This is a genomic window from Caenimonas soli, from assembly GCF_013155545.1.
Lineage (GTDB): Bacteria > Pseudomonadota > Gammaproteobacteria > Burkholderiales > Burkholderiaceae_C > Ramlibacter > Ramlibacter soli.
On sequence record NZ_JABJVV010000010.1, the window covers coordinates 49039 to 74266 of the forward strand.

The 25228-nt window shown below is 67.3% G+C and carries 25 protein-coding genes; 17 read left to right on the forward strand and 8 right to left on the reverse strand.

Annotated features, from left to right (window positions below; all coding sequences use genetic code 11):
• Positions 1-4: 4 nt before the first annotated feature.
• From HNE04_RS16620 to HNE04_RS16635, 4 genes are read left to right on the forward strand one after another with little or no spacing between them, the layout of a single operon-like run.
• Positions 5-3190 carry an efflux RND transporter permease subunit gene (locus HNE04_RS16620; protein WP_172221404.1) on the forward strand — a complete coding sequence of 1062 codons (3186 nt, stop codon included), beginning with the start codon at positions 5-7 and terminating at the stop codon, positions 3188-3190.
• A gap of 23 nt (positions 3191-3213) precedes the next feature.
• Complete coding sequence (locus HNE04_RS16625; RefSeq protein ID WP_172221407.1) at positions 3214-3903, forward strand: protein-L-isoaspartate O-methyltransferase family protein; 690 nt, start codon at positions 3214-3216, stop codon at positions 3901-3903.
• A gap of 8 nt (positions 3904-3911) precedes the next feature.
• Positions 3912-4259: a rhodanese-like domain-containing protein gene (locus HNE04_RS16630; protein WP_172221410.1), complete on the forward strand. Its 348-nt coding sequence runs from the start codon at positions 3912-3914 to the stop codon at positions 4257-4259.
• A 34-nt stretch (positions 4260-4293) separates the two neighbouring features.
• Complete coding sequence (locus HNE04_RS16635) at positions 4294-5631, forward strand: TolC family outer membrane protein (protein WP_172221413.1); 1338 nt, start codon at positions 4294-4296, stop codon at positions 5629-5631.
• 2 nt (positions 5632-5633) lie between these two features.
• Here the strand turns inward: HNE04_RS16635 and HNE04_RS16640 are convergent, their stop codons facing one another.
• From HNE04_RS16640 to HNE04_RS16650, 3 genes are read right to left on the reverse strand one after another with little or no spacing between them, the layout of a single operon-like run.
• Positions 5634-6929 (reverse strand): 3-deoxy-D-manno-octulosonic acid transferase, encoded by a 1296-nt coding sequence (locus tag HNE04_RS16640; RefSeq protein WP_172221416.1) that lies wholly within the window; start codon positions 6927-6929, stop codon positions 5634-5636.
• Positions 6926-7903, reverse strand: coding sequence for a lipopolysaccharide heptosyltransferase I (waaC, locus tag HNE04_RS16645; protein WP_172221420.1), 978 nt, complete (start codon positions 7901-7903; stop codon positions 6926-6928). Before waaC ends, HNE04_RS16640 begins: the two co-directional genes overlap by 4 nt.
• A 49-nt stretch (positions 7904-7952) precedes the next feature.
• Positions 7953-9341: a phosphomannomutase/phosphoglucomutase gene (locus tag HNE04_RS16650; RefSeq protein ID WP_172221423.1), complete on the reverse strand. Its 1389-nt coding sequence runs from the start codon at positions 9339-9341 to the stop codon at positions 7953-7955.
• 88 nt (positions 9342-9429) lie between these two features.
• On the opposite strand from HNE04_RS16650, the gene HNE04_RS16655 reads away from it, so the two are divergent.
• The 4 genes from HNE04_RS16655 to HNE04_RS16670 are packed head-to-tail and all read left to right on the forward strand — an operon-like array spanning position 9430 to position 13492.
• On the forward strand, positions 9430-10536 hold the full coding sequence (locus HNE04_RS16655; protein WP_172221426.1) for a quinone-dependent dihydroorotate dehydrogenase: 1107 nt from the start codon (positions 9430-9432) through the stop codon (positions 10534-10536).
• Positions 10537-10590: 54 nt separating this feature from the next.
• Positions 10591-12096, forward strand: coding sequence for a DNA-3-methyladenine glycosylase 2 family protein (locus tag HNE04_RS16660; protein WP_172221429.1), 1506 nt, complete (start codon positions 10591-10593; stop codon positions 12094-12096).
• On the forward strand, positions 12093-12590 hold the full coding sequence (locus HNE04_RS16665) for a methylated-DNA--[protein]-cysteine S-methyltransferase (protein WP_172221432.1): 498 nt from the start codon (positions 12093-12095) through the stop codon (positions 12588-12590). The genes HNE04_RS16660 and HNE04_RS16665 overlap by 4 nt, the downstream gene beginning before the upstream one ends.
• Positions 12587-13492, forward strand: a complete 906-nt coding sequence (locus HNE04_RS16670; protein ID WP_172221435.1) for a DMT family transporter — start codon at positions 12587-12589, stop codon at positions 13490-13492. Before HNE04_RS16665 ends, HNE04_RS16670 begins: the two co-directional genes overlap by 4 nt.
• Here HNE04_RS16670 and HNE04_RS16675 read toward each other — a convergent pair.
• Entirely contained in the window at positions 13489-13797 is a 309-nt protein-coding gene (locus HNE04_RS16675; RefSeq protein ID WP_172221438.1) for a hypothetical protein, read from the reverse strand. The genes HNE04_RS16670 and HNE04_RS16675 overlap by 4 nt on opposite strands.
• A gap of 119 nt (positions 13798-13916) precedes the next feature.
• Between HNE04_RS16675 and HNE04_RS16680 the strand changes: the two genes are divergently transcribed.
• Positions 13917-14684: a hypothetical protein gene (locus HNE04_RS16680; RefSeq protein ID WP_172221441.1), complete on the forward strand. Its 768-nt coding sequence runs from the start codon at positions 13917-13919 to the stop codon at positions 14682-14684.
• 6 nt (positions 14685-14690) lie between these two features.
• Here HNE04_RS16680 and HNE04_RS16685 read toward each other — a convergent pair whose 3' ends face one another.
• The 4 genes from HNE04_RS16685 to HNE04_RS16700 form a co-directional block, all read right to left on the reverse strand.
• Entirely contained in the window at positions 14691-14834 is a 144-nt protein-coding gene (locus HNE04_RS16685) for a hypothetical protein (protein WP_172221444.1), read from the reverse strand.
• Between the two features lie 5 nt (positions 14835-14839).
• Complete coding sequence (locus tag HNE04_RS16690; RefSeq protein ID WP_172221447.1) at positions 14840-15007, reverse strand: hypothetical protein; 168 nt, start codon at positions 15005-15007, stop codon at positions 14840-14842.
• A gap of 165 nt (positions 15008-15172) precedes the next feature.
• Positions 15173-15334: a hypothetical protein gene (locus HNE04_RS16695; protein WP_172221450.1), complete on the reverse strand. Its 162-nt coding sequence runs from the start codon at positions 15332-15334 to the stop codon at positions 15173-15175.
• 93 nt (positions 15335-15427) lie between these two features.
• Positions 15428-15703, reverse strand: coding sequence for a hypothetical protein (locus HNE04_RS16700; protein ID WP_172221453.1), 276 nt, complete (start codon positions 15701-15703; stop codon positions 15428-15430).
• A 424-nt stretch (positions 15704-16127) separates the two neighbouring features.
• Between HNE04_RS16700 and HNE04_RS16705 the strand changes: the two genes are divergently transcribed.
• The 8 genes from HNE04_RS16705 to HNE04_RS16740 are packed head-to-tail and all read left to right on the forward strand — an operon-like array spanning position 16128 to position 25189.
• Positions 16128-16475 carry a hypothetical protein gene (locus tag HNE04_RS16705; RefSeq protein WP_172221456.1) on the forward strand — a complete coding sequence of 116 codons (348 nt, stop codon included), beginning with the start codon at positions 16128-16130 and terminating at the stop codon, positions 16473-16475.
• Positions 16472-17959 (forward strand): oligosaccharide flippase family protein, encoded by a 1488-nt coding sequence (locus tag HNE04_RS16710; RefSeq protein ID WP_172221459.1) that lies wholly within the window; start codon positions 16472-16474, stop codon positions 17957-17959. Before HNE04_RS16705 ends, HNE04_RS16710 begins: the two co-directional genes overlap by 4 nt.
• A complete protein-coding gene (locus HNE04_RS16715; RefSeq protein ID WP_172221462.1) occupies positions 17956-19287 on the forward strand; it encodes an O-antigen ligase family protein in 1332 nt (443 codons plus the stop codon). Before HNE04_RS16710 ends, HNE04_RS16715 begins: the two co-directional genes overlap by 4 nt.
• Positions 19284-20252: a glycosyltransferase family 2 protein gene (locus tag HNE04_RS16720; protein ID WP_172221465.1), complete on the forward strand. Its 969-nt coding sequence runs from the start codon at positions 19284-19286 to the stop codon at positions 20250-20252. Before HNE04_RS16715 ends, HNE04_RS16720 begins: the two co-directional genes overlap by 4 nt.
• The gene (locus tag HNE04_RS16725) at positions 20249-21325 is read left to right on the forward strand and encodes a glycosyltransferase family 2 protein (protein WP_172221468.1); all 1077 of its coding nucleotides are present in this window, start codon (positions 20249-20251) and stop codon (positions 21323-21325) included. Before HNE04_RS16720 ends, HNE04_RS16725 begins: the two co-directional genes overlap by 4 nt.
• A complete protein-coding gene (locus tag HNE04_RS16730) occupies positions 21322-22512 on the forward strand; it encodes a glycosyltransferase family 4 protein (RefSeq protein ID WP_172221471.1) in 1191 nt (396 codons plus the stop codon). The genes HNE04_RS16725 and HNE04_RS16730 overlap by 4 nt, the downstream gene beginning before the upstream one ends.
• Entirely contained in the window at positions 22509-24173 is a 1665-nt protein-coding gene (locus HNE04_RS16735; protein ID WP_172221473.1) for an FAD-dependent oxidoreductase, read from the forward strand. Before HNE04_RS16730 ends, HNE04_RS16735 begins: the two co-directional genes overlap by 4 nt.
• Positions 24170-25189, forward strand: coding sequence for an NAD-dependent epimerase/dehydratase family protein (locus HNE04_RS16740; protein ID WP_172221476.1), 1020 nt, complete (start codon positions 24170-24172; stop codon positions 25187-25189). The genes HNE04_RS16735 and HNE04_RS16740 overlap by 4 nt, the downstream gene beginning before the upstream one ends.
• The last annotated feature ends 39 nt before the right edge of the window (positions 25190-25228 follow it).

Below are 25228 nucleotides of genomic sequence, written 5' to 3' on the forward strand. Positions count from 1 at the left end.
CGCCATGTGGTTCACCCGCGTCAGCCTGAAGAACCCGGTCTTCGCGACCATGGTCATGCTCGCGATCGTGGTGCTGGGCCTGTTCTCCTATCAGCGCCTGAAGGTGGACCAGTTTCCCAACATCGACTTCCCGGTCGTGGTGGTGATGGCGGAGTATCCCGGCGCTTCGCCCGAGATCGTCGAGAGCGAAGTCACCAAGAAACTGGAAGAAGGCGTCAACTCCATCGCCGGCATCAACGCCCTCACCTCGCGCAGTTACGAGGGCCAGGCGGTGGTCGTGATCGAATTCCAGCTGCACATCGACGGCCGCAAGGCGGCGGAGGACGTGCGCGAGAAAGTGGCCGCGATCCGGCCCAGCTTCCGTACCGAGGTGAAAGAGCCGCGGGTGCTGCGCTTCGACCCGTCGAGCCGGGCGATCTGGTCGCTGGCCGTGCTGCCGGACGCCGCGAAGACAAAGGGAATGTCGTCCGTCGAGCTGACCAACTGGGCCGACCAGGTACTCAAGAAGCGGCTGGAGAACGTGCGCGGCGTCGGCTCGGTCACGTTGGTGGGCGGCACCAAGCGCGAGATCAATATCTACCTCGACCCGGCCGCACTGGAAGCCCAGGGCATCACACCCGACCAGGTGGTGGCCGCCGTGCGCAACGAGAACCAGGACCTGCCGATCGGCGCGATCCGCTCGCTGGCGCAGGAACGGGTGGTGCAGATCGACGCGCGCATGCAGCGCCCCGAGGATTTCGGCAGGATCATCGTCGCCCGCAAGAACGGGGTCGCGGTACGCGTGGATCAGGTGGCCCGGGTTGCCGACGGCGCCCAGGAAATCGACAGCCTGGCGCTGTACAACGGCGAACGCACGCTGCTGCTCACGGTGCAGAAGGCCCAGGACGAGAACACCATCCAGGTGGTGGACGGCCTGAACAAGACCGTCGACGAGATCAAGGCCCAGTTGCCGCCCGGCGTGCGCCTGGAGCCTATTGCGGATGGCTCGCGGCCGATCCGCGTGTCGGTGGAGAACGTGCGGCGCACCCTGATCGAGGGCGCCCTCCTCACGGTGCTCATCGTTTTCCTGTTCCTCAATTCCTGGCGCTCCACCGTCATCACCGGGCTGACGCTGCCCATCTCGATCATCGGCACGTTCCTGTTCATGAACCTGTTCGGGTTCACGATCAACATGATCACGCTGATGGCGCTGTCGCTGTGCGTGGGCCTCCTGATCGACGACGCCATCGTGGTGCGCGAGAACATCGTGCGGCACGTGCAGATGGGCAAGACCCCGTACCAGGCCTCGCTGGACGGCACGCAGGAGATCGGCCTCGCCGTCCTTGCGACTACGTTCTCCATCGTCGCCGTGTTCCTGCCGATCGGCTTCATGGGCGGCATCATCGGCAAGTTCTTCCACGAGTTCGGCGTGACCATCGTGGCGGCCGTGCTGATCTCGATGTTCGTGAGCTTCACACTCGACCCCATGCTGTCGTCCGTCTGGCACGACCCGGAGATCGAGGCCCACGGCAAGCCCAAGGCCCATCCCAGCTTCTACGACCGCACCATCGGCCGGGTGACCGGCTGGTTCGACCGCGGCACCGAGGCCTTGGGCGATACCTATCAGGGCATCCTGCGCTGGTCGCTGGGGCACAAGCTGGCGACGGTCGGGCTGGCCATCGGCATCTTCATCACCAGCGTCGTGATGGTCCCTCTGCTGGGCACGGAGTTCGTGCCCAAGGCCGACTTCTCCGAAACCTCGCTCAACTTCTACACACCTGTCGGCTCCTCGCTGGAGGCAACGGAAGCCAAGGCGCGCCAGGTCGAAGCCATCGTGCGCGAATTCCCTGAGGTCAAGTACACGCTGTCGACGATCAACACCGGAAACGCGCAGGGGAAGATTTACGCCTCGGTGTTCGTACGCATGGTGGACCGCAAGGAGCGGTCGCGCAGCGTAGACCAGATGGCCGGCGTGCTGCGCGAGCGCCTCAAGCAGGTGCCGGGCATCACCGTCACGCACGTGGGCCTGCTCGACGCCGTCGGCGGTAACAAGCAGGTGGAGTTTTCGTTGCAAGGCCCCGATCTCAAGGAGCTCGAGCGCCTGGCCAAGCTGGTGACGGAGAAGGTCAGGCCGGTCCCTGGCCTGGTGGACCTGGACTCCAGCGTCAAGCCCGACAAGCCGGTGATCGACATCGAGGTGCGGCGCGACGCCGCCTCCGACCTGGGCCTGTCGGTGTCCCAGATCGCCGCGTCGCTGCGCACCCTGGTGGCCGGCCAGACCGTGGGCAACTGGCGCGCGCCCGACGACCAGACCTATGACGTGAACGTCCGGCTGTCGCCCGACGCGCGCAACGCGCCACAGGACCTCGAAAGGCTGCCTTTCGCCACCGGCACCAACGCCGACGGCAGTACGCGTATCGTGCGGCTGAACCAGGTGGCGCAGGTCACGGAAGGCACGGGCCCCAACCAGATCAACCGGCGCGACCTGACGCGCGAGGTCGCGATCAACGGCAACGTCTTCAACCGCTCGGCCGGCGAAGTGTCGAACGACATCCGCGCCCAGCTCGACACCATCAGCTTCCCGCCCGGCTACCGCTACCAGTTCAGCGGCTCGACCAAGAACATGGCCGAGTCCTTCGGGTACGCAGTGTCCGCGCTGGTCATGGCCGTGATCTTCATCTACATGATCCTGGCCAGCCAGTTCAAGAGCTTTTTCCAGCCGCTGGCCTTGATGACGGCCCTGCCCCTGACCCTGATCGGCGTGGTGCTGGCGCTGCTCATGTTCCGCTCGACCCTGTCGATGTTTTCCGTCATCGGCATCGTCATGCTGATGGGACTGGTCACCAAGAACGCCATCCTGCTGGTGGATTTCGCGATCCGCATGCGCGAGCAGGGCATGAACCGGACCGAGGCCCTGTTGCACGCGGCCAAGGTCCGCCTGCGGCCCATCCTGATGACGACGCTGGCGATGATCTTCGGCATGGTGCCTCTGGCCTTCGCCCTGACCGAGGGCTCCGAGCAGCGCGCACCCATGGGCCAGGCCGTGATCGGCGGCGTCATCACCTCCTCGCTGCTGACATTGGTGGTCGTGCCGGTGGTCTACTGTTATCTGGATGATCTGGCGAACTGGCTGCGCGGGCGGCGCCGCACTTCTGGCGGAGGCGGCAACGCCGAAGCCGTCCCCGCCTCTAAAATCGACGGTTTGCCTTGATCCCGCCCCCGAAAGAACCCGCCATGACGACCCACATCGATTTCGAACAAGCCCGTTTCAACATGATCGAGCAGCAGATCCGTCCCTGGGACGTGCTCGACCTGGAGGTGCTGGAACTGCTGTCGCTGGTGCGGCGCGAAGACTTCGTGCCCTTGGCGCACAAGGCGCTGGCCTTCGTGGACATGCAGATCCCCCTGCTCGGATCGGGTGAGGAAGCCATGCAGCAGGGCCATTGCATGCTCGAGCCGAAGGTCGAGGCCCGCATGCTGCAGGACCTGCACGTCCGGCCGCACGAAAAGGTTCTGGAGGTGGGCGCCGGATCCGGCTACATGGCCGCGCTGCTCGCCCGCCGCAGCCAGCGCGTGGTCAGCCTGGAACTGCATCCCGAGCTGGTGCAAATGGCCCGCACCAACCTGCAGCGCGCGGGCATCAGCAACGCCGAAGTGCGCCAGGCCGACGGCTCCCACGGCCTGCCGGCCGAAGCGCCGTTCGACGTCATCGTGCTGAGCGGCTCGGTGGCCGAAGTTCCGCCGGCGCTGTTGGCACAGCTCAAGATCGGCGGCCGCCTCGCAGCCATTGTCGGCTTCGAACCGGTCATGCGCGCCACCTTCACCACGCGCACCGGCGAGACCACCTTCACCACGGCGCAGCCCTGGGACACCCTGACACCGCGCCTGGCCCATTTTCCCGAGCCCTCGCGCTTCCAGTTCTAGGCCCAACCATGATCGATCAAGTTCGCCCGGCCGACCTCGCCGCCTGGATCCAGTCGCAACCGGCCGGCGGCGCTGCCACGGTCGTGCTCGACGTGCGCGAGCCGGCCGAATTGCAGGCCGCCAGCATCAAAGCCGATGAGCGTTTCGAACTGCTCACCATCCCCATGAACGAGATTCCGGCCCGGCTGGCCGAGCTCGACCCCGAGCGGCCGATCGCCTGCTTGTGCCACCACGGCGGGCGCAGCCAGCGGGTCGCCATGTTCCTGGCCGGCAATGGCTTCGCCCGCGTCGCCAATATCGCCGGGGGCATCGACGCCTGGGCCCGTGAAGTCGACCCCAGCGTGCCGCGCTACTGAATCAAGACCAACGAAGACTCTCTAAGGATGGACCATGAAATTGTTGCGGCGATACTTTAGATTGGTGCCCCTGTCGGCGGCACTGGGCCTCGTGTTTGCCGCACCGGTGCGAGCGGAAAACCTGCTCGAGCTGTATGAGTCTGCGCGCGCCTACGACGCCACCTGGCAATCCGCCAAGGCCCAGTACGACGCCAACCTGTTTCGCGCCGAGCAGGCCAAGGCCGGTATCCTGCCTTCCGCCAACCTCGGGGCCGGTGTCACCCGTTCCAATTTCGAGAGCATCCGCCCGCCTGCGGCGGATAGGAACTTCACGTCGCAGACCGCCACCGTCAGCGCCTCCCAGCCGCTGTATCGCCCCGCCAACTTCGCCACCTGGGAACAAGGCAAGCGCCAGGTCGACCTGGCCCAGGCACAACTGACTGCCGCCAGCCAGGACCTGATCATCCGCGTGAGCCAGGCCTACTTCGATGTGCTGGCCGCGCAGGACACGCTGGCCTTCGTGCAGGCCCAGAAGACCGCAGTGGGCGAGCAACTCGCCTCGGCCAAGCGCAACTTCGAGGTGGGCACCTCGACCATCACCGACACACGCGAGGCTCAGGCCCGCCACGACCTGGTGGTCGCGCAGGAAATCGCGGCCGAGAACGACTTGCGCGTCAAGAAGCTCGCCCTGGATGCGCTGGTCGGCAAGCCCGACGTGAAGCCCAATCCCTTGATCGTGCCGGTGAACGTCCCGGGCCCGCAGCCCGCCGACGTCAACGTCTGGGTCCAGCAAGGCGAGGAAAACAGCCCCTCCGTGCAGCAGGCCAAGACCGCGGTGGAAATCGCCCAGCTCGAAACCGAGAAGGCCAAGGCCGGCCACAAGCCCACCCTGGACCTGACGGCCAGCTACAACCTCACGCGCAATCCCAACGGTAGCCCCACGATACCTGTGCCTACGCGCAACAACACCGGCAGCATCGGCGTGTCGTTCAACCTGCCGCTGTTCGCCGGCTTCGCCACGCAGAACCGCATTCGCGAAACGCTGTCCCTGGAAGAAAAGGCTCAGGCCGACCTGGAAGGAACGCGCCGCGCCGTCGCACAGGCCACCCGCACCGCGTTCTTTGGCGTTGTCTCGGGCCAAGGCCAGGTCAAAGCGCTGGAAGCCGCCGAGGCGTCGAGCCAGAGCGCGCTGGATGCCAACCGGCTGGGCTACCAGGTGGGCGTTCGCATCAACATCGACGTGCTCAATTCGCAGAGCCAGCTGTTCCAGACCAAGCGCGACCTGGCGCAAGCCCGCTACAACGTGCTGCTGGGCCAGTTGAAACTGCGGCAAGCCAACGGCACGTTGGTGCCGGAAGACCTGGCAAGGCTCAACGCGCTGGTGACGAAGTAACTCTAGCGCGCGAGCAGCGCCAGCACCGCTTCGGCGGTTTTCGTGGCGGCGCCCTGGTGCGCAGCGCAGAACGCGGTGGCTGCTTGCACGGCCGCGCCACGCCGCATCACATTGCCGGCCAGCGTGACCGCGTTGCGCACGGCTTCCTCCATGCTCATTACCCGCAGCGCCGCCCCGGCCTCCTGCGCCAGCTGCGCTGCTTCGGCGAAATTGAAGGTGTGCGGGCCCATCACCACCGGGCAACCACAGGCGGCCGCCTCGATCAGGTTCTGTCCGCCCAGCGGGGCGAAGCTGCCGCCCAGCAAGGCGACGTCGGCCAGGCCGTAGTACAGCGCCATCTCCCCCAGCGAATCGCCGATCCACACGTCGGCGGCCTCCGGCTGCGCCGTCCACTGGCTGCGGCGCGAAACCGTCATGCCATGCTGCTGGGCGAGCGCGGCCACCTCGTCGAAGCGCTGCGGGTGCCGGGGCACGACGAGCCACTGCACATGCGGCTCGATCAGGTCGGTGGAGCGGCGCGCCCAGCCGGCCTGCGCCACTTCGCGGTTCGCCTTCAGGACCCGGAAGAAATCGGCCTCCTCGCCTTCGCGCGAGCTGGCGAACATCACCACCGGCCGTGCCGATTCCACACGCCAATTCCGGCCCTGCTCGACCTGCCCCACATCGACCGGCGCATCGAACTTGAGGTTGCCGAAGACACCCTTGACGGTTGCACCGGCCTGGGCCAGGCGCTGGGCATCAGCCTCGGTCTGCGCCCATACCGCCGTCAGCGATGCATAGGCAGGACGCGACAGCCGCGACAGGCGCCGCGCTTTCGACAGCGACTTCTCGCTCAGCCGCGCGTTGGCCAGCACCAGCGGGAGCTCACGCGCCTTCGCCGCGGCGACCAGATTGGGCCAGACCTCGGTTTCCATCAGCACGCCCGCGCTCGGCTGGAAATGGTTGAGGAAACGCCGCACGGCCTTGGGCGTATCCCAGGGAAGCCAGGCCTGGCGGTCGCCGCCCCGCAGCAGGCGCTCGCCTTCGGCCCGGCCGGTGGCCGTGCCATGCGTGAGCAGGATGCGCAGGCCGGGCTCGAAGCCGCGCAGGCGTTCGATGAGGATCGCCGCGGCCCGGGTTTCGCCCAGCGATACGGCATGGATCCACAACGCCCCCGGCTGCGCCGTGTCGGCGTAGCGGCCGAAGCGCTCCTCCATGGCCAGGAGATAGCCCGGCTCCGCAACGCCCCGCCGCCTGAGCTTTCGACGCAGGAACAGCTGGGCGCCGGATGCCAGCAGCGAATAGAGCGAGCGGATCATGAAGCCGCTTCTTGCACCTGTTGCCATGCCTGCCACACCGCGTCGGCGGAGGGCGTGGGCTGTGCATAGACAGCTTGCTGCCGCTGCGGTCCAGAGTGCAGCGACGGGCCAGTGCGCCATGCCGTGTCGAAGTTGTAGATCTGCACATGCGGCAGATCCAACGCCACCGCGATGTGGCTGAGGCCGCTGTCAACGCCGATCACGCCCGCGCACGCCGCGAGCCGATCGGTGAGCTGTCCCAGGTCAAGCCGCGGCCACACCTGCGCCTGCGGTCCCAGCGCTGCGGCGAGGCGCTCGCTGCGTTCGCGCTCAGGCTCGTTGCCGTGCGGCAGGCCCAGGCTGAAGCCCTGCCCGATCAACCGGCGGCCGAGGTCCACCCAATGTGCCTCGGGCCAGCATTTGTCGTCGCGCGACGTGCCGTGCACGAATGCCACGCAACGCATCGCCGTGTCCGCGCCGGCTTTCAGCCCGAACCGCAGCGGCGCCGGAACCTCGTAGCCCAGCGCCCGGGCGCACAGCTCGCGGGAGCGAGCCACCGCATGCACGCGCGGCTCGATGCGGATCGCGACGTCGGCCACCCAGCGTGTCGCAGCCTCGTAGCCCGACCCTTCGGTTTGATTGGCCAGTGCGAAGCGCTTGCCGTTTTCGGCCATGCGGGCGACGCGTGCCACCAGCGCCGATTTGGTCAGCCCTTGCAGGTCGATCACGGCGTCGTAAGCCTGGCTGCGCAATTCGTCGCGGAAGGCCCGCCACTCATGCCTGGTCTGTGCCCCGAGCGGCGACTTGCGCCAGCGCCGCAGCTCGCAGCCGATGATCGCCTGCACCCCTTCGCAGCGCTGCACCAGCGGCGCAAAGGATTTTTCGACCACCCAGTCGATGCGGGCCTGCGGCATGGCGGCGCGGATATCCTGCACCGCCGGCATGGCGTGGACGACATCACCCAGCGAGGAGAGCTTGACGATCAGAATCTTCACAACTCGCCATTGTGTACTGTCCGGCTGACCGGGGTCACCCGGTCCGGGATCAGTGCGCCGCCTGCTCGATCTGCGCGTCGGGCTTGAGGCGCCGCAGCAGCGCCAGCATGTCGCGCTCGATGCGGTGCAATGCGTCCTGGGTCTGGCCTTCGAAGCGCAGCACCAGCACCGGCGTCGTGTTCGAGGCGCGGATCAGGCCGAAGCCGTCCGGCCAGTCGACTCGCACGCCGTCGATGGTGGAAATCTGGGCCGGCGCTTCGAAAGAGGCGCTGGCCACCAGCTTTTCGACCAGGGCGTGCGGTTCGCCCTCGGCGCACTTCACGTTGAGTTCGGGTGTGGAGAAACTGGTGGGCAATCCATCCAGCACGGCGCTGGGATCGGCATGGCGCGACAGGATTTCCAGCAGGCGCGCGCCGGCGTAGGTGCCGTCGTCGAAGCCGAACCAGCGCTCCTTGAAGAAGATGTGGCCGCTCATCTCGCCGCCCAGTGGAGACGCCACCTCTTTCATCTTGGCCTTGATCAGCGAATGGCCGGTCTTGTACATCAGCGGTATGCCGCCGGCCTCGCGAATGGCAGGGGCCAGGCGCTGCGTGCACTTGACGTCGAACAGGATGGTGCCGCCGGGCACGCGGGTGAGCACATCCTGCGCGAACAGCATCATCTGGCGGTCGGGATAGATGTTGTTACCGCCGCGGGTGATGATTCCCAGGCGATCGCCGTCGCCGTCGAAGGCCAGGCCCAGTTCGGCACCGTGCTTGCTGATCGCGGCGATCAGGTCCCGCAGGTTCTCGGGTTTGCTCGGATCGGGGTGGTGATTGGGGAAGTTGCCATCGACCTCGCTGAAGAGCTCGATCACCTCGCAGCCCAGCGCCCGAAAGATGCCGGGCGCGGATGCACCGGCCACGCCGTTGCCCGAGTCCACGACGATCTTCATGGGCCGCGCCAGTTTCACGTCCTGGACGATGCGGTCGCGGTACGGCGCCAGCAGGTTGACGTTGCGGATGGTTCCGGGCTTCGCGGCGGTAGCACCCGTCCCGGTTTTCTCCATCTCCCGGCGCAGGGCCTGAATCTGCTCGCCGTAGATGGCCCGCCCGGCCATCACCATCTTGAAGCCGTTGTAGTCCTTGGGGTTGTGGCTGCCGGTCACCTGGATGCCGCTCGTGCACAACGTGCTGGCCGCAAAGTAGAGCATCGGCGTCGTCACCATGCCGATATCGATCACGTCGACCCCCGACGCCACCAAACCCCGCACCAGCGCCGCGCTGAGGGCCGGCCCGCTGAGCCGCCCATCGCGCCCGACGGCGACCACTTTTTCGCCTTCAACCTGCGCGAGCGTGCCGAATGCGTGCCCCAGCGCTTGCGCCACCTCTTCGGTCAATGTGGACGGCACGATGCCGCGAATGTCGTAGGCCTTGAAGATGGACGGCGAAAGTTGCATTGATGTGTCTTCCCTGGGTCGAGTGCGAAGGGCGAATTGTAGGCTTTGGGCCCACCTTCGAGGGCCGCGGCGGCAGCACAATCGGGCCATGGACATTTATCGGTCGCTGCTGCGCCCGGTGCTTTTTTCCACTGGTGCGGAAACGGCGCACAGGTTCGCCATCGCCACTGCCGAGCTTGCCTCGTCGTCGCCATGGCTGTGTTCGCAGATCGAGCGCAGCCGCGCGGTGCGGGCGCCCCGACTGGAGATCGAAATCAAGGGCCTGCGGTTTCGAACGCCGCTGGGACTGGCGGCCGGCTTCGACAAGAGCGCCCGGGCGGTTCCTTTTCTGGCGGCGCTGGGTTTCGGCCACGTCGAGGTCGGGTCGATCTCGGCCGAGCCTTCCGAGGGCAATCCCAAGCCGCGCCTGTTTCGCATCCCGCAGGACCGGGGCATCGTCGTCAACTACGGCCTGCCCAACGATGGCGCCATCCGCGTCGCCGAGCGCCTGGCGAGCTTGCGGGCCTGCGCGCCACTGGGCATCAATATCGTCAGCACCAACCGCGGGCCGTCCGGCGCCGCCGAGCTGGACGAAGCGGTGATCGGCGATTACCTGCGATCGGTGCGCCGCCTGCAACCAGCAGCCGACTACCTGTGCCTGAACCTGAGTTGCCCCAACACGCGCGAAGGCCGCGGCTTCTTCCACGAGCCGGCGCGCCTGCGCCAGCTGCTCGATGGGCTCGACGCGGTGCACCTCACGAAACCGCTTTTCCTCAAGGTCGCACCGTTCGCCACCTTGCTGGACCTCGAGAGGTTCCTGGGCACGGTGGAGCCCTCGCCCTGGGTGGCCGGCTTTTCGGTGAACCTGCCTCCCGGCAAGCCCGACGGCCTGGTCACGCCCGCCTCGATGCTGGCGACGATGCCGGGTGCCGTATCGGGGCCCGCGGCCTCGCATGCAGCGGACCGGACCATCCGCGAGCTCTACCGCCGCATGGACCGCTCGCGCTACCGCATCATCGGCTCGGGCGGCATCTTCACGGCACAGGACGCGTACCGCAAGATCCGCATGGGGGCCTCCTTGGTACAGCTGATGACGGCGCTCGTCTACGAAGGGCCGGGCATTGTCGGCGCCGTCACCCACGGCTTGGACCGGCTCCTGGAAGCCGACGGCGTGGCCCGCGTCGAAGAGGCCGTCGGCGTGGATGCCGACCTGTAGGGACATGTCCGAAAACGGCTAGCCGAGGGCGCGGCGCTGCGTATCATGGACCGCATGAACCCCGATGCCGCGACCCTGCAACCCGACGCCTGCTACCTGGCCTTGCAGGCCCGCGACGCGCGCTTCGACGGCCGCTTCTTCATCGGCGTCACCTCGACCGGCATCTACTGCCGGCCGGTCTGCAGGGTGCGCATGCCCAAGCGCGAGAACTGCCGCTTCTTCGGCCATGCCGCCCAAGCCGAGCGCGAGGGTTTCCGCCCCTGCCTGCGCTGCCGGCCCGAGTTGGCCCCGCAGTCGGTCGCCTGGTCGATTCAGGATGCGAGCTATATCCTGGCGCACCAGGCAGCCCGCCTGCTCGACGAACCGGAAGCCTGGGCCGACAACTCGCCATCGGTGGAGCAGCTGGCCAAGCGGCTGGGCGTGAGCGACCGCCACGTGCGGCGCATCTTCGAGGCCCAGTTCGGCGTTTCGCCCGTGCAATACCTTCAGACCAGGCGCCTGCTCACGGCCAAGCAACTGCTGGCCGATACCGACTTGCCCATGACCCAGATTGCGCTCGTGAGCGGCTACCAGAGCGTCAGGCGCTTCAACTCGGCGTTCGTCGAACACTATGGCCTCAACCCGACGCAGCTGCGGCGCGAAGGCACGGCGACCCCGGCCCACGGCTTCGCCATCCGCCTGGGCTACCGGCCGCCCTATGACGTGCAGGCCATGCTCGGCTTTTTCCGCAAGCGCCGGATCTCGGGCATCGAGTTCGTGAGCGCTGAAGGCGACGGCAACAAGACCGGCCGCACTTTGGCGATCGAATCCGCCGGCAAATGGCACAAGGGATGGCTGGTCGCCGAGTTCGACGAAACCCGGCACCAACTGGTGCTGCGCGTGAGCGACACCCTGCATGAGGTGTTGCCGATCGTGATCCATCGCATGCGAGCGGCGCTCGATCTGGACGCCGACCCCATGGCCATCAACAGCGTCCTGCACGAGAGCTTTCCGCACGGCGACGGCTTGCGCGTGCCGGGCGCGATGAGCGGTTACGAGCTGGCAGTGCGCGCCGTGCTCGGCCAGCAGATCACGGTGGCAGCCGCGCGCACGCTTGCCCAGCGACTGGTGGACCGCTTCGGCGAACCCATAGCCACGCCTTTGCCCGAGCTCACCCGCCTTTTCCCCGAACCTGCGGTACTGGCCGGCGCCGGCGGCGACGCGCTCGGCCAGCTGGGCATCGTCAAGCAAAGGCAGGCCGCGATCGTCGCCATCGCGCAGGCAGTGGCCGAAAAGCGTCTTGCGCTTCACGGCGGCGCCGACGTGCAGGCCACCATCGCCGCGCTCAAGGAACTGCCGGGCATCGGCGACTGGACCGCGCAGTACATAGCGATGCGATCGCTGCGCTGGCCCGATGCGTTTCCGGCCGGCGACGTGGCGCTGCACAAAGCAATGGGCGTGCAGGGCGGCCCCCACCCGGCGCGGGCGGCGCAAGCCGCGTCGCAGGCATGGAAGCCATGGCGCAGTTACGCCGTGATCCGGGCCTGGCACGCAATGACAATCCCACAGGAGTCCCAATGAGATTCGACACTTCCATCGTCCAGGCGCGCTACCGGAGCCCCCTGGGTCCCATGATCGTCGCGGCCACCGCGCGCGGAGTGGCCGGCGTGTGGTTCGATGGCCAGCGCCACCTGCCCGACTGCTCGGCCTGGCCGGCAGCGCCTGGCAACCCCCTGCTGTGCAAGGCAATGCAGCAGCTGGACGAATATTTCGCCGGCACGCGCACCGCATTCGACCTGCCGCTGGATCTGCAGGGCGGCACCGCCTTCCAGCAGTCGGTGTGGCAGGCACTGCTCTCTATCCCCCGCGGCGGGACCACCAGCTATGGCACCCTGAGCCATCGCATCGGGCAGCCCGCGGCCGTCCGCGCGGTGGGCGCGGCGGTGGGACGTAACCCGGTAAGCATCGTCGTGCCGTGCCACCGGGTGCTGGGGTCCGATGGTTCGCTCACCGGCTACGCGGGCGGGCTGGAACGAAAAGGCGCCCTGTTGCGGCTCGAAGGCGCATTGATGTGACCCGAGGCTCGATCATCGACTTCATCCTGCTGGCCGCCATCTGGGGCGCGTCTTTCCTCTTCATGCGATTGGGCGCCGTGGAATTCGGCGCCCTGCCCACGGCGGCCGTGCGCGTGGCGATAGCCTCGCTGTTCCTGCTGCCGCTGCTGTGGCTGCGCGGCCTCGGGCCGCAACTGCGCCAGCACTGGAAGCCCGTCTTCCTGATCGGTGTGCTCAACTCGGGCATCCCCTTCGCCTGCTACTCGTTCGCGCTGCTGTCGATCACGACGGGCATGTCCGCCATCCTGAACGCCACTGTGCCCTTGTTCGGCGCGCTCATCGCGTGGCTGTGGCTGAAGGACCGGCCGACCGGATCGCGTGTACTGGGCCTGGCCATCGGGTTCGCGGGCGTCGCCTTGCTCGCATGGGACAAGGCCAGCTTCAAGCCGGACGCCTCGGGTGTGGCCCCGGCCTGGGCCGTGATGGCCTGCCTGTTCGCGACGCTGTGCTACGGCCTGGCCGCGAGTGCGACCAAGCGCTACCTGAGCGGCGTGCCCCCGCTGGCCACCGCCACCGGCAGCCAGCTGGGTGCGACGCTCGGGCTGGCATTGCCCGCGCTCTGGTTCTGGCCCACGCAGATGCCAAGCGTGCAGGCGTGGCTGTCTCTCGTGGCGGTGGGCGTGGTCTGCACCGGCATTGCGTATGTGCTGTACTTCCGCCTGATCGAGCAGGCCGGCCCTGCACGTGCACTGGCCGTGACTTTCGTCGTGCCGGTCTTCGCCGTGTTCTACGGCGTGCTGTTCCTGGACGAAAGCGTCACGGGCTGGATGCTGCTGTGCGGTCTGGTTATCGTCTGCGGCACGGCCTTGTCGACCGGGCTGCTGAAACTGCCGGGTCGCGTGGCCGCTAGGACGAGCACCTAAAAGCGCGGCAGATCGCGCAGGCTGCGGCCGGGTTCTTCCTCATCCAGGGCCAGGGTTTCGGTGCCCTCGGGCAATACGTCCACCTTGACCTCAGGCCCAGCTTGCAGGCCGCCTTCGTCATCGGGGAAGAGGCTGATCACGGTGTCGCCCTCGACCAGGCGGTCGACGACTTCGGTCAGGCGTGTGGGTGTCGGCCGCAAGTCCCAGTTCGCCTGGGTGGTGTCGATCAAGCCCATCATGGCCTCGACGATCTGCGCACCCGCGTAGCGCAGGGCTGTGATGCCGTATTTAGCGTTCTCAACCATAGGATCATTGTGGAGGAATACTTAAGTAAGGCGATAAGGCAACCGCGACAAAAGCCGTGGGACCGAGCCTACGGTGCGCGTCGTAGACGCCGGCCGGCGCTAAACTGACTTTGCGAAGTATGAGCCCCCTTTCTCCGATTACAACTCTCGCCTCCGCACCGCCGGCTGCTCTCGGCAAGGCCCACTCACGAAGGCTGCGCGAGATATACCGCTCGGCCGGTTGGCCTTGCCAGGATCCGCTCGAGATCGAGCTGCTGGCGGCCGGCATGCTCGATCGTGTCCAGGCTCCGTCCGGCCACGAGTCACTGCGGGTGACCGATGCCGGTGTGCGGCTGCTGGCCGCGACCCTGGCCGCCAACCGCGCGGCCCTTTCCGCCCACGAAGCACTGGTTGAGCGCGTGGCGCTGGAGATGTCCCGCGCCGGCCGCATCGCCTGGCGCGGGCTTGGCCTGCGCGCACAAGTCCCCGCCGAGGATCCCGCCAAGCCGTTGCGCTGGTGCGTGGCCAAGCCCGACGTTTTTTCAATTCGCAATACATCGGTGGAGACCTATGTGGACCCCATCGTTCATGAGGTGAAGGTGCGGCGCGCCGACTTGCTGGGCGATTTGCGGCAGGAAGCCAAGCGGGCGGCCTACCTGGATCTGGGAGAGTGCTGGTACGTACTCGGCTGCGACGCCGAGGGGCGGTGTATTGCCGAGCCGGACGAAGTGCCGCCCGAGTGCGGCGTGCTGGTGCTGGATGGCGGGCGCCTGGTCGTGGCCCGTGCAGCGCCACGCAGGAAGCGAACTGGCCTGCCGTTTGGCGTATGGATGGCGTTGGCGAAAGCGACACCGGTACCCGGGCAGGACGGAGAGGCGCAGGCCTTGCTCGGCACGCCCCCTGCGTAGGCCCCCCTACTGGGTGGGGTGATCGGACTTGCCGGGCTCAGGCGTCTTCACGCGGCCCTTTTCCGGGTCAAGCGGCTCATGCTGCGGCTCCGGGTTCACAGGCTTGGGCTGCTCCGCCGGCGGGGTCGTAGGCGCCGGGGTGCTGGCCATGGCGGTTACTCGCGTTCGACGTCGCGCAGTGGCCGCCCGTCGGTTGCGGCTTCGCCCGAGGTGCCGACGCGGTCGTCGTCACTCGGAATGTCTTCCTCGTTCGCGAACTCAGGCTCCTCCTTTTCCAGCCCTCGAGGTGCTGGTATCGCGCCGGGTGCTATGGAATGGTTCATCTCGTTTTCCTCAAAGCGTAGGCGGTTTTCCCCGCGGATCCTCCGGCTCGGCCGGCGGCAGTTGCGGGCCGAATTCGGGCTCCACCGGCAGGCGGGTCGGATTCGGGGCCGTGGGCTCTGGCCCCGGCGACAAAGGTTCGGGTTCGACAGGGTGAGTCGACATGATCAGAACGCGCTTTTGTTCCAGAGCGCGGGATCGATGGGCTGGGTGGCCGCCGCTTCGCGCGCTTCAGGCCTGGTTTCGTTCGGCGGCGAAAAGCCATCTTCGAGCGAGGGCGCCTCGGGTTCGCTGGAATGCAAGCTCGGGTCAACGTCATAGGGGATCATGCGAACTCCTTTTGACCCGATGGTGGCAGTGGTCCGGTCGGGGCGGCCTCAGCGAGCACGCCAAACGCGTGTCGGCCCGCGCCGACGGGCGCGTCAGGTGTTTTCGTGCACCAGCCGCTGAGCTTCACGTCTGACGACGGTGCTGGGCTCATGCGTGAAAGGCAGGCGCGGCAACCCGATCAGGGCCTGCAGGTTGGCGTGGGCGCGGTCCATGTCGCTGCCGATCATGGCCAGCGCCACTTCGTGGCCAGGCTCAGTGCGCGCAATTTCGAGATAAGCGGCGCGCAGGCGCTGATAGTCAGCCTCCGCACGCGCAACTTCCTGCTGCAAGGCCTGCAATCTCGAATGTTCGGTTCGGCTGTGGCGCATGCAAGCATGCTAAGTAGCGCGACATTTCTCACGTGTAGGACAAGTCAGACAACTGCCGCAGGCCCCCTCCGGCCCGGTCCGGACCGTGGTTGCGAGGCAGCAGGTCTCCAGTTGCCGCAGGGCAACCCGGCAGCGGTTCGGCGCCCACTTCATGACGAGGGCGACGACGGTGCGTCCGCGTCGTAAAAACACGCTTTTACGCGTCGTCGCGTAAGCGCACCAGAACTATCGCCCGAGTCCTACACGGTGCCCCATGGGCGGCTCCTACGATCAGTCAGGCTCATCCTCTCGCACCGATGCAGCTCTGCCTTCATCGATGGCGGCAAGCGTATCCGTGCAATAGCCTGAACGAGCCATGACCCACGCCTTTTTGATTGTTGATGGTGACGCAAAATCAGTTTGACCTTATTGCCAGGAGAGCCAGATGCACAGTTTACTGACCGCTGTCGTTCTCTGCATTTTTGCGCACGCTGCCCTCGCGCAGTGCGTGGACTCCTTACCTACCGCTCTCGACACGCGTCCGGGCGCCGAAGTCGTCAAGAAGACCAAGCCAGCACCCATGCCGACAGCAGGCGCCGTGCGTCCCGGGGGCGAGTTGATCAAGACCGCTGCAGCCGGCACGCACGACGCACCGCCCATCGCACGCGAAGTTTCAGCCAGGGCCACCGCGGACCAGGAGGAGCCGCCACGGCGGGGCGGGCCCGCCATGCTGCTCGCGGCGTTGGCGCTCATGTCAGGCATAGCGCTGCGGCGCTACGGCGCGAATAAATGACAGCAGGCGGTCTGGCCACCTCGGCGGAGCGGGCGCTGAAATGGAGCGCGCTCACGACCATCGCCCGGTTCGCGCTGCAGCTGGTGGCACAAATCGCACTGGCCCGCATGCTGGGGCCGGAGAATTTCGGCGTGTACGGCATCGGCATGGCGATCCTCACCTTCGCCACATTCCTGGCGGGCGGCAGTTTCAGCTGGAACCTGATGCTGCTGCCCACCGTGACGCGTGACGACATCCGCTTTTCATTCACCTGGCAGATGATGGCCGGCCTCCTGTGTGCCGCTGCGATGTACGCAGCGGCGCCGGCGATCGCGGTTTTCTTCTCCGACCCGCGCGTGGAGGGCATGGTGCAGTTGCTTGCACTCGCGAGCTTGCTGATGGCCGCCGGCGCGCCGGCGACTTGCCTGCTGCAGCGCGACCTGAACTTCCGCGCGCTCGGCCTGATACAGATCGCCAGCTACGCGGCGGGCTACCTGGCAGTGGGCATTCCGATGGCATTGAACGGATATGGCGCCTATGCGCTGGGCGCCGCATGCGTGGTGCAGTCGGCCGTCACCCTTATCGGGGTCTATGCGGCCAGGCCCCATCCGCTGCGCCCCCTCTTCTCTCACGTGGGCGGCGCCGCCGCGCTCTCCACCGGGCGTACCGTTTTCCTCACCAACGTGGTGAACTGGTTGCTGGGCAATCTCGATCGCGTGCTGATCGGGCGCGTGCTCAATGCGCACGCGGTGGGCCTCTACACCGTGGCGTACAACCTCGCCTCGATTCCCAACGTGTTGCTGGTAGGTTCGCTGCAGCCGGCCTTCCTGGCCACGGGCGCCAAGCTGCAGGGTGAACCCGAGCGGCTGGCCCAGGGATGGCTACTGGCGATGGCCTGCATCCTGGTGCTGGTGACTCCCGTCTCGGTGGCGCTGGCGCTGTTGTCCGCGGACTTGGTGAGCCTGCTGTATGGACGGGCGTGGATGGAATCGGCGTGGGTGCTGGCGGTGCTCTTCCTGTGCCTGCCGGCCTGGGCGTGCCTGGGACTGACGACGCCCGTGTTGTGGAACACCGGACGCAAGCACCAGGAATGCCTGCTGCAGCTGCCCTTGCTGGCGCTGGCCGGGCCGGCCTGGTGGCTGTTTGCGCCCGCGGGCATTCGTGGTGTCGCTATCGTCTCGGCGATCGTCATCTTCGCCCGCGCGCTGGTGATCGTGACGGCCGCCCTGAATGCCCTGCAACTGCGGTGGTTGACGATCGTGCCTTATGCGGCGCGCGGACTGTGCCTTTCAGTCGTCGCAGCCGTTGCCGTGCTGGCGGGCCAGCACGCTGTCGCCACGCTGACCTTCCCCGGTGTATCGCTGTATGCGGGTGGCATGTGCGCGATGGCGGCGATGCTGTTGCTGATCCTGGTGCGGCCCCAGGTACTGGGCCTGGAGGCACGTAGCGCCCTCGCCAGGCTTGTTCCCGGCTTCGGGTTGGGCGATCCCGGGGGGCAGGCATGATGAAACGCCCTATCGGTTTCCTCCACTGGGTTTTCCCCGCGATGCTGGCGATGGTGGCCCTCACCGCGCTGCTGTCGGGGCGCGACCTTTCACAAAATTTCAACGAGCTGGCGGGCGGCGGCGGCGTTCAACATCCTTTCATTCCGTGGGCGCAGCGAGTTGTCTCGCTGATCCTCCTGGCCGCGTCCGCCGAACGGATCTTCAACCATTTCGCTTCGCACAGGCGCATGCCTTCGCCGGTGCTCACCGCCGCCTTCGTCATTTTCTGGCTGTGCGGCGTGGCCGTTCCGGCATTGCTCGGCTCGCACCCGCGCATCGCGCACGAGTATCTCTACCCGCTCGTCTTCGGCTTCGCGGCCTTGCTGACCACGGTGCCGGAGCGCGAGAAGATCCTGGGCGCGTCCCGCAACGCATTGTTCTTGTTGATACTGGCCGGCGTCTTGCTCATACCGCTGATGCCGGCGCTCGTCATGGACGCCTCGTACCGGCAGGGTTTGATTCCGGGCCTGCCGCGCCACGGTGGCCTGGCGCCGCATCCAGTGGCAATGGGCATGTTCACCGTCACGGCGCTTCTTTGCCTGTGGTGCAAGCCATTCGGCAATCGCTGGCTCAACCGGGCCGCGTGGCTCCTGGGTCTCGGGGTGTTGTTCATTGCACAGTCCAAGACTTCGTGGATTGCTTTCCTGCTCTGCGCGATGACCATGCTGGCCGTGCGCAACGGCCCAAGCGCCTGGCACCGCCTTGGCGACCCCAGGGACGGCGCCTTCGGCGTCGCCGCCTGCCTGTCGGCCATCGCCATCGCCCTGGTGCTTCTGTGGGGACTGGTGTTCGCAGACGTCGGTTCCGACGTCGCCAGCTTCTTCGACACCGCGCAGGGCGCACAACTGGTATCGATGACCGGACGCGACCAGATTTGGGCGGTTGCCATGGAAGAGTGGCAGGCCAACCCGCTGTTCGGCTACGGGCCCGATCTGTGGAACGACGCGTTCCGCGCGAGCATCAACATGCCTAACGCGACCAATGCGCACAATCAATTCATGGACACGCTGGCGCGCTCCGGCAGCGTGGGAGCTGCCGCCCTGGTGCTCTACGCCCTTGTCCTGCTGGTCCTTTCCGTGCGCTATGCCAGGTCCACCCAAGGGCTCAGCCTTGCCCTGTTCGTGGCGCTGGCACTGCTGTCGGTCAGCGAAGTCCCGCTCATCCTGCTCGGCTATGGAACTGAAATCTTCGCGCACCTGCTGCTGATCATCACGCTGGCCTCGGCCGCCAGCGCCCGCGTGCCTGCCGCCGATGTCCGCACGAGCACCATTTACCGGACCGCCTCATGAAATTCTCAGTGGTCATACCCCTGTACAACAAGGCCCGGTTCATCGAAGGAACGGTGCGCTCGGCCCTGGCCCAGACCCTGCCTGCGCACGAGATCATCGTGGTGGACGACGGCTCCACCGACGGCAGCGCCGAACTGGTCGAGACAATCGGCGACCCGCGGGTGCGGTTGGTGCGGCAAGCCAACGCCGGCGTCTCGGCGGCGCGCAATCGTGGCATCGCGATGGCGCAGGGCGAGTGGGTCGCGTTCCTGGACGGGGACGACTGGCACCACCCTGAATTCCTGGCGGGGCTGGCTCGCGCGCATCGGGCCTATCCCGACGCCGACATGCTCGCGACGGCCTTCCGGCAGGTGTACGAAAGCGATGGCGGCGACCTGGACGAGTGGCCCGTGCCAGAGGCGTTCTGCGAAATCGAACTGATCGACGACCTGCGCGCGCGCTGGATGAAGAGCATGCCCTTCTTCACCAGCAGCCTGGCCGTGCGCACCGAGCGCCTGCGCCAGATGCGGCCGTGCTTCGTGGAGGGCGAGTCGCATGGGGAGGATCTCGACCTGTGGTTTCGCCTCGCCGACGAAACCCCTGTTGCACTGGCTCACGTGCCGCTCGCCGCTTACCGGGTCGCCGTGCCCGGTTCGCTGACGGCGGCGCAACCCCGCGGGCTGGCGCCTTTCATGGTGAGGATGCGCCAGCGGGCACTGGATGGCACCATCCCCTCGCGGCACAGGCGCTCGGCACTGTGGTTCGTGGCCCAGCAAGAGATCACGCTGGCGCGCGAACTGCTGGCCGCAGGCAGGCGCCGCGATGCACTGCGCTGCCTGATGCGCGCCCGGCATGCGGCAACCGGCAGAAGGTGGCAGTTGACGGCGCTGATGGCGCTGCTGCTGCCCGCCAACGTGGCCGACCGCTGGCAGCGCTGGCGCCTTCGCGCCGCCGACCAGTTCGCCCAGCAAGGAACGCTCCCATGAACGCAGCGTCCCCTTCAAATCCCGGACGCCGGGCGGCGCGATGCAACGTGTCCGTGATCATCAAGGCGTACAACGAAGAGAAGAACATCTGCGCGGCCATCGAGTCCAGCCTCGCGGCGGTTGCCGAGGTGGGCGGCGAGGTGATCCTCGCGGACGGCCACTCGACCGACCGCACCGTGGAGCTGGCCTCGCAGTATCCGATTCGCGTCGTGCAGCTGTTGAACGGGAGCGAGCGATGCTGCGGCGTCGGTCCGCAGTTGGGCTACCAACATTCGCGCGGCGAGTATGTCTATTTGCTGGATGGCGACATGCGGATGGTGCGGGGCTTCCTGCCGGACGCGCTCTCGTTTCTCGCACAGCATCCCGAGGCTGCCGGCGTGGGTGGCCGGCTGGTCGAGCTCAACACCGAAAGCCTCGAGTACCGCGAGCGCGGACTGCGCGCGGCCGCGCACCTGTCGCCGGGTGAAGTCGATCGGCTCGACGGCGGCGGGCTCTACCGGCGCCGGGCCATCGAGGAGTGCGGCTACGTCTCGGACCGCAACTTGCACAGCTACGAAGAATTCGATCTGGCCGCGCGCCTGCGGTCGCTTGGCTGGAAGCTGTGGCGCATTCCCGTGGATGTCGCCACCCACTACGGCCATGACATCCCGCCCTATCAGTTGCTGCTGCGCCGCTGGCGCAGCAGGTACGCGTTCGGCCTCGGCGAGCTGCTCGGCGCCGCGGCCGGCCAGCGGCACATGCGGCTGGTGTGGCGTGATCTGCGCGAGCTGCGCATCTACCTGGGCGTGCTTGTCTGGTGGGCCGTCCTGCTCGCGATTCCGTTCTGGCAAGCGCCGGTGCCCGTGCGCGTCTTGGGCTTCGCGGCGGCGGCTGCGGCACCGCTGCTGCTCATGGCGTGGCGCAAACGTTCCTGGACGCGCGCCGCCTATTCGGTCGCCTCATGGTGCTTCGCCGCCGCCGGGCTGGTGCGTGGACTACTCCATCGACGCCGCCCGGCACGCGAGCGCATTGCAAGCCGCGTCGTCCAGGAACCGCCCCAGGCTTTGGAACCCCGCTACGAACACTACGCATGACACAGCAAGCTCCTCTTTCGTCCGAAGCTTTTCCCGTCCCGGCCGCGGCCGACAGCACCGGCTTGTACATCTACATCGCCTGTCCCTGGACACCGGTCGGGGGCGGCATGTTCAAGGTGGCCGATTACCTGATCCAGTCGCAGGCAGCGCAGACCCCGCCGCATGCCGCGCAATTGCGCCCGCTGGACTCGCGCGGCGCGGCCAGTCCGGCGTTCTCGCTGTGGGTGCTGCTGACGGCCCTGGTGAAGATCATCCGCGGGCACCTGTCGGGCCGGCTCGCCGGCGTGCACGTCAACCTGGCCGCGCGCATGAGCCTGTTCCGCAAGGGCGCGATCGTCGCCGTGTGCCGCGCGCTCGGCGTCCCCGTGGTGCTTCACCTGCACGCCGACATGCAGAGTTTCTATGCCGCCCTCCCCGCCGTCCTGCAGCGCATGACGCGGTCGGTATTCGCCATGGCCACCACGGTGGTGGTGATCGGGCCAGTGGCCCGGCATTTCGTGATCCAGGCACTTCGCGTTCCCGCCCAGCGCGTGGCCATCGTGATCAACGGGGTCCCGGAGGCCATCGAGCCGCGGCGCACGCCCCAGCCCGGCGGTTCCCAGCGCGTGCTGTTCCTGGGCAACCTTTCCGATCTCAAGGGCGTGTCCATCCTGCTGCAGGCCCTGAGCAAGCCGGGATTCGATCGCGGCCGCCTGCAGGTGGTCATCGCCGGTGGCGGCGACGTGGCGGGATATCAGGCCAAGGCCAGGGCGCTTGGCATCGACGAATTCGTGAAGTTCGAAGGCTGGTGCGACCAGCAGAAGACGGCGCGCCTGCTGGCGGCTTCCGATGTGCTGGTGCTCCCCTCGCTCGATGAGGTCCTGCCGCTGGTCATCCTCGAAGCGCTGGCCAACGGCGTGGCTGTCGTTTGCACACCGGTCGGCGAAATTCCCTCGCTGCTGACCGACGGCATCGATGCCCGCTTCGTGACGCCGGGCGACGTCGACGACCTCGCGGCCGTGCTGCAGGACGTGCTGAAGGAGCCTGCGCAGCTGGAGGCGATGGGCCGCAACGGCCGGGCGCTGTACGAACAGCAGTTCTCGCTATCCCGGTTCTTCTCGAGCGTCGCTCGCATCCACCAGCGTGCCTTCGGCGTCGCCGCGCAGCCTCGGGATTGCGGCGCAGCGGCCGAGGAGCACGCTCTTTGATCGTCGACGCCAACACAGTCGAATCCGGTTCCCGCCTGGCGGCCGACGTCTGCATCGTGGGTGGAGGGGCCGCCGGCATATCGCTGGCGCTGTCCCTCTCGGGCCAGGGTTTGACGGTGCTCCTGCTGGAGTCGGGCCGGACCACCCCCCACGAGGCGACCCAGGCCCTTTATGAGGGCGAAGTCAGCGACGAGCGCCTGCACAGCCCGCCGGACAAATATCGCCAGCGCCGCATGGGTGGCTCCACCACCATCTGGGGAGGCCGCTGCATGCCGCTGGACCCCATCGATTTCGAGACACGCAGCCAGGTGCCGCACAGCGGCTGGCCCATCTCCTTCGACGACCTGCTGCCCTTTTATCCGCAGGCCAATGCCCTGGCCGAAGCCGGCCGTTTCAGCTATGACGCCGAAGAAGCGCTCGGGCCCGCGGCGCAGCCGATGATCCGCGGCTTCGACAGCCCCATCGTGCGGACCAACGGGCTGGAACGCTTCTCCTGTCCGACCGACTTCGGCACGCGCTACGCGCGGCGCCTGCAGGTCGCATCGGACGTGAAGGTGCTGCTCGGCGCGAACTGCACCGCGGTGCGGCTGGAAGCGGACGGGCAAGACGTGCGTGAACTCGAGGTCGCGACCCTCGCCGGCAAGCGCTTCTGCGTGGCGCCCCGGGCGACCGTGCTCGCCGCGGGCGGGCTGGAGACCGCCCGGTTGCTGCTGGCGTCGCGTGATGTCGCGCCGGCGGGCGTAGGCAACGAACACGACGTCGTCGGCCGCTACTACATGTGCCATGTGGCCGGCAATGTCGGCACCCTGGTGCTCAATGGCCGGCCGAACGATGTGCGCCATGGTTATGAGGTCACCCCCGAAGGCGTGTATTGCCGCCGGCGGTTCGCGGTTGCCGCGAGCGAGCAGCGCCGGCACGGGCTGGCCAATGCCGTGGCGCGGCTGCACTTCCCGCGCATCACCGACCCATGCCATCGCAACGGCGTGCTGTCGGGGCTGTTCCTGGCACGCGGGCTGATCAGCTACGAATACGGCAAGCGGCTCAACGACGGCACCCGGATGACGCCGGGCCTGTATGCGCGCCATCTGTTCAACGTGGTGGCCGACCCGATCGATACCACGGCGTTCCTGGCGCACTGGGTCACCCGCAGGACGCTGGCGCAGCGCAAGTTTCCTTCGGTGATCCTGCGCAACCGAACCAACCGCTTCAGCCTGGAAATGCACGGCGAGCAAGCGCCGCGGGCGGACAGCCGAATCACGCTGGTTGAGAAGACCGACGCCTTGGGAATGCCGCAACTGCGCGTCGACTGGCGCTACAGCAGCGGCGACATCGAATCGGTGGGGCGCACGCTGGATTTGATCGCGCAGGAGCTGGAACGCAGTGGCGCCGGGCGGCTGGACTATCGCCGCGAAACGCTCGAGGAGGACCTGATGCGCTTCGGCGCGTACGGCGGCCATCACATCGGCACGGCGCGCATGGGCAGCGACGTTCGCACCAGCGTGGTCGATTCCGATTGCCGGGTCCACTCGGTCCGCAACCTGTTCGTGGCGGGCAGCGCCGTATTCCCGACTTCGGGCCAGGCGAACCCGACTCTGACGCTGGTTGCGCTGTCGCTGCGGCTGGGCAAGCATCTTTCCCAGCGGCTGGAGCTGACCTCATGAGAGTGCTGGTGCTGGGCGGCTCGGGCTATGTCGGCTCACGCCTTTGCGCGATGCTGCGCGACAGCGGTTGGGCCAGTCCCGTCAGCGGCTCTTCGCGCAGCCGCGCCGCCGGCATCGAGAGCGTGCGCGTGGACACGATGGATGCGGCCGCGCTGGCCCTGGCGCTCGACGGCATGGATGCGGTCGTGAACTGCGTCGCCGGCAGCGCTGCCGCCATTTCCCAGGGCGCGCAGGCGCTGGTGCAGGCTTGCATCACGGCGAAGTGCCCGCGCATCGTGCACCTCAGCAGCATGGCTGTCTATGGAACGCTGGAAGGCGCGGTACGCGAGGAGGCGCCCAGCGATCCATCCCTGGGCTGGTATGCCCGGGCGAAGTGCGAAGCCGAATCGCACATGGCCGCATTCGCCCGCGCCGGCGGTACGGTGGTGACATTGCGGCCAGGTTGCGTCTGGGGTCCGGGCAGCGAACTGTGGGTCGGCCGCATCGCGAGGTTCCTGCGCGCCGGCCGCCTGGGCGACCTGGGCGCCGCCGGCGACGGCTGGTCCAACCTGGTCCACGTGGACGACGTCTGCAGCTCGGTATTGGCCGCCCTGCGCTTGCCCCAGCCGCAAGGCGAGATCCGGACCTACAACCTCGCGGCTCCCGACAGCCCGCGCTGGAACGAATATTTCGTCGACCTGGCCTTGGCCATCGGGGCCACGCCCGTGCGCCGGATCGCGCCCCTACAGTTGCGCATCGACGCGCTGCTGGCCGGTCCGCCATTGAAACTTGCGCAGCTCGCCTTGGCGCGCCTGGGCCTGCCCTCGCGCGCACTTCCCGACGCACTGCCGCCGGGGCTGCTTGGTTTGTGGGAGCGCCATCTCTGGCTGGACTCGACCTCGGCCGAGCGCGACCTGGACCTGCGCTGGACGCCCTATACCGACGCGCTCGACCAGTGCGCGGCCTGGTATCTCCACCAAGAAGACTACACGGCCAAAACGTCTATAGCTCTTTTGGGTAGTGACTTTCCCCACTGAAAAACGGCTGGGTTACCCATGATTACAAGCCCGACTGCT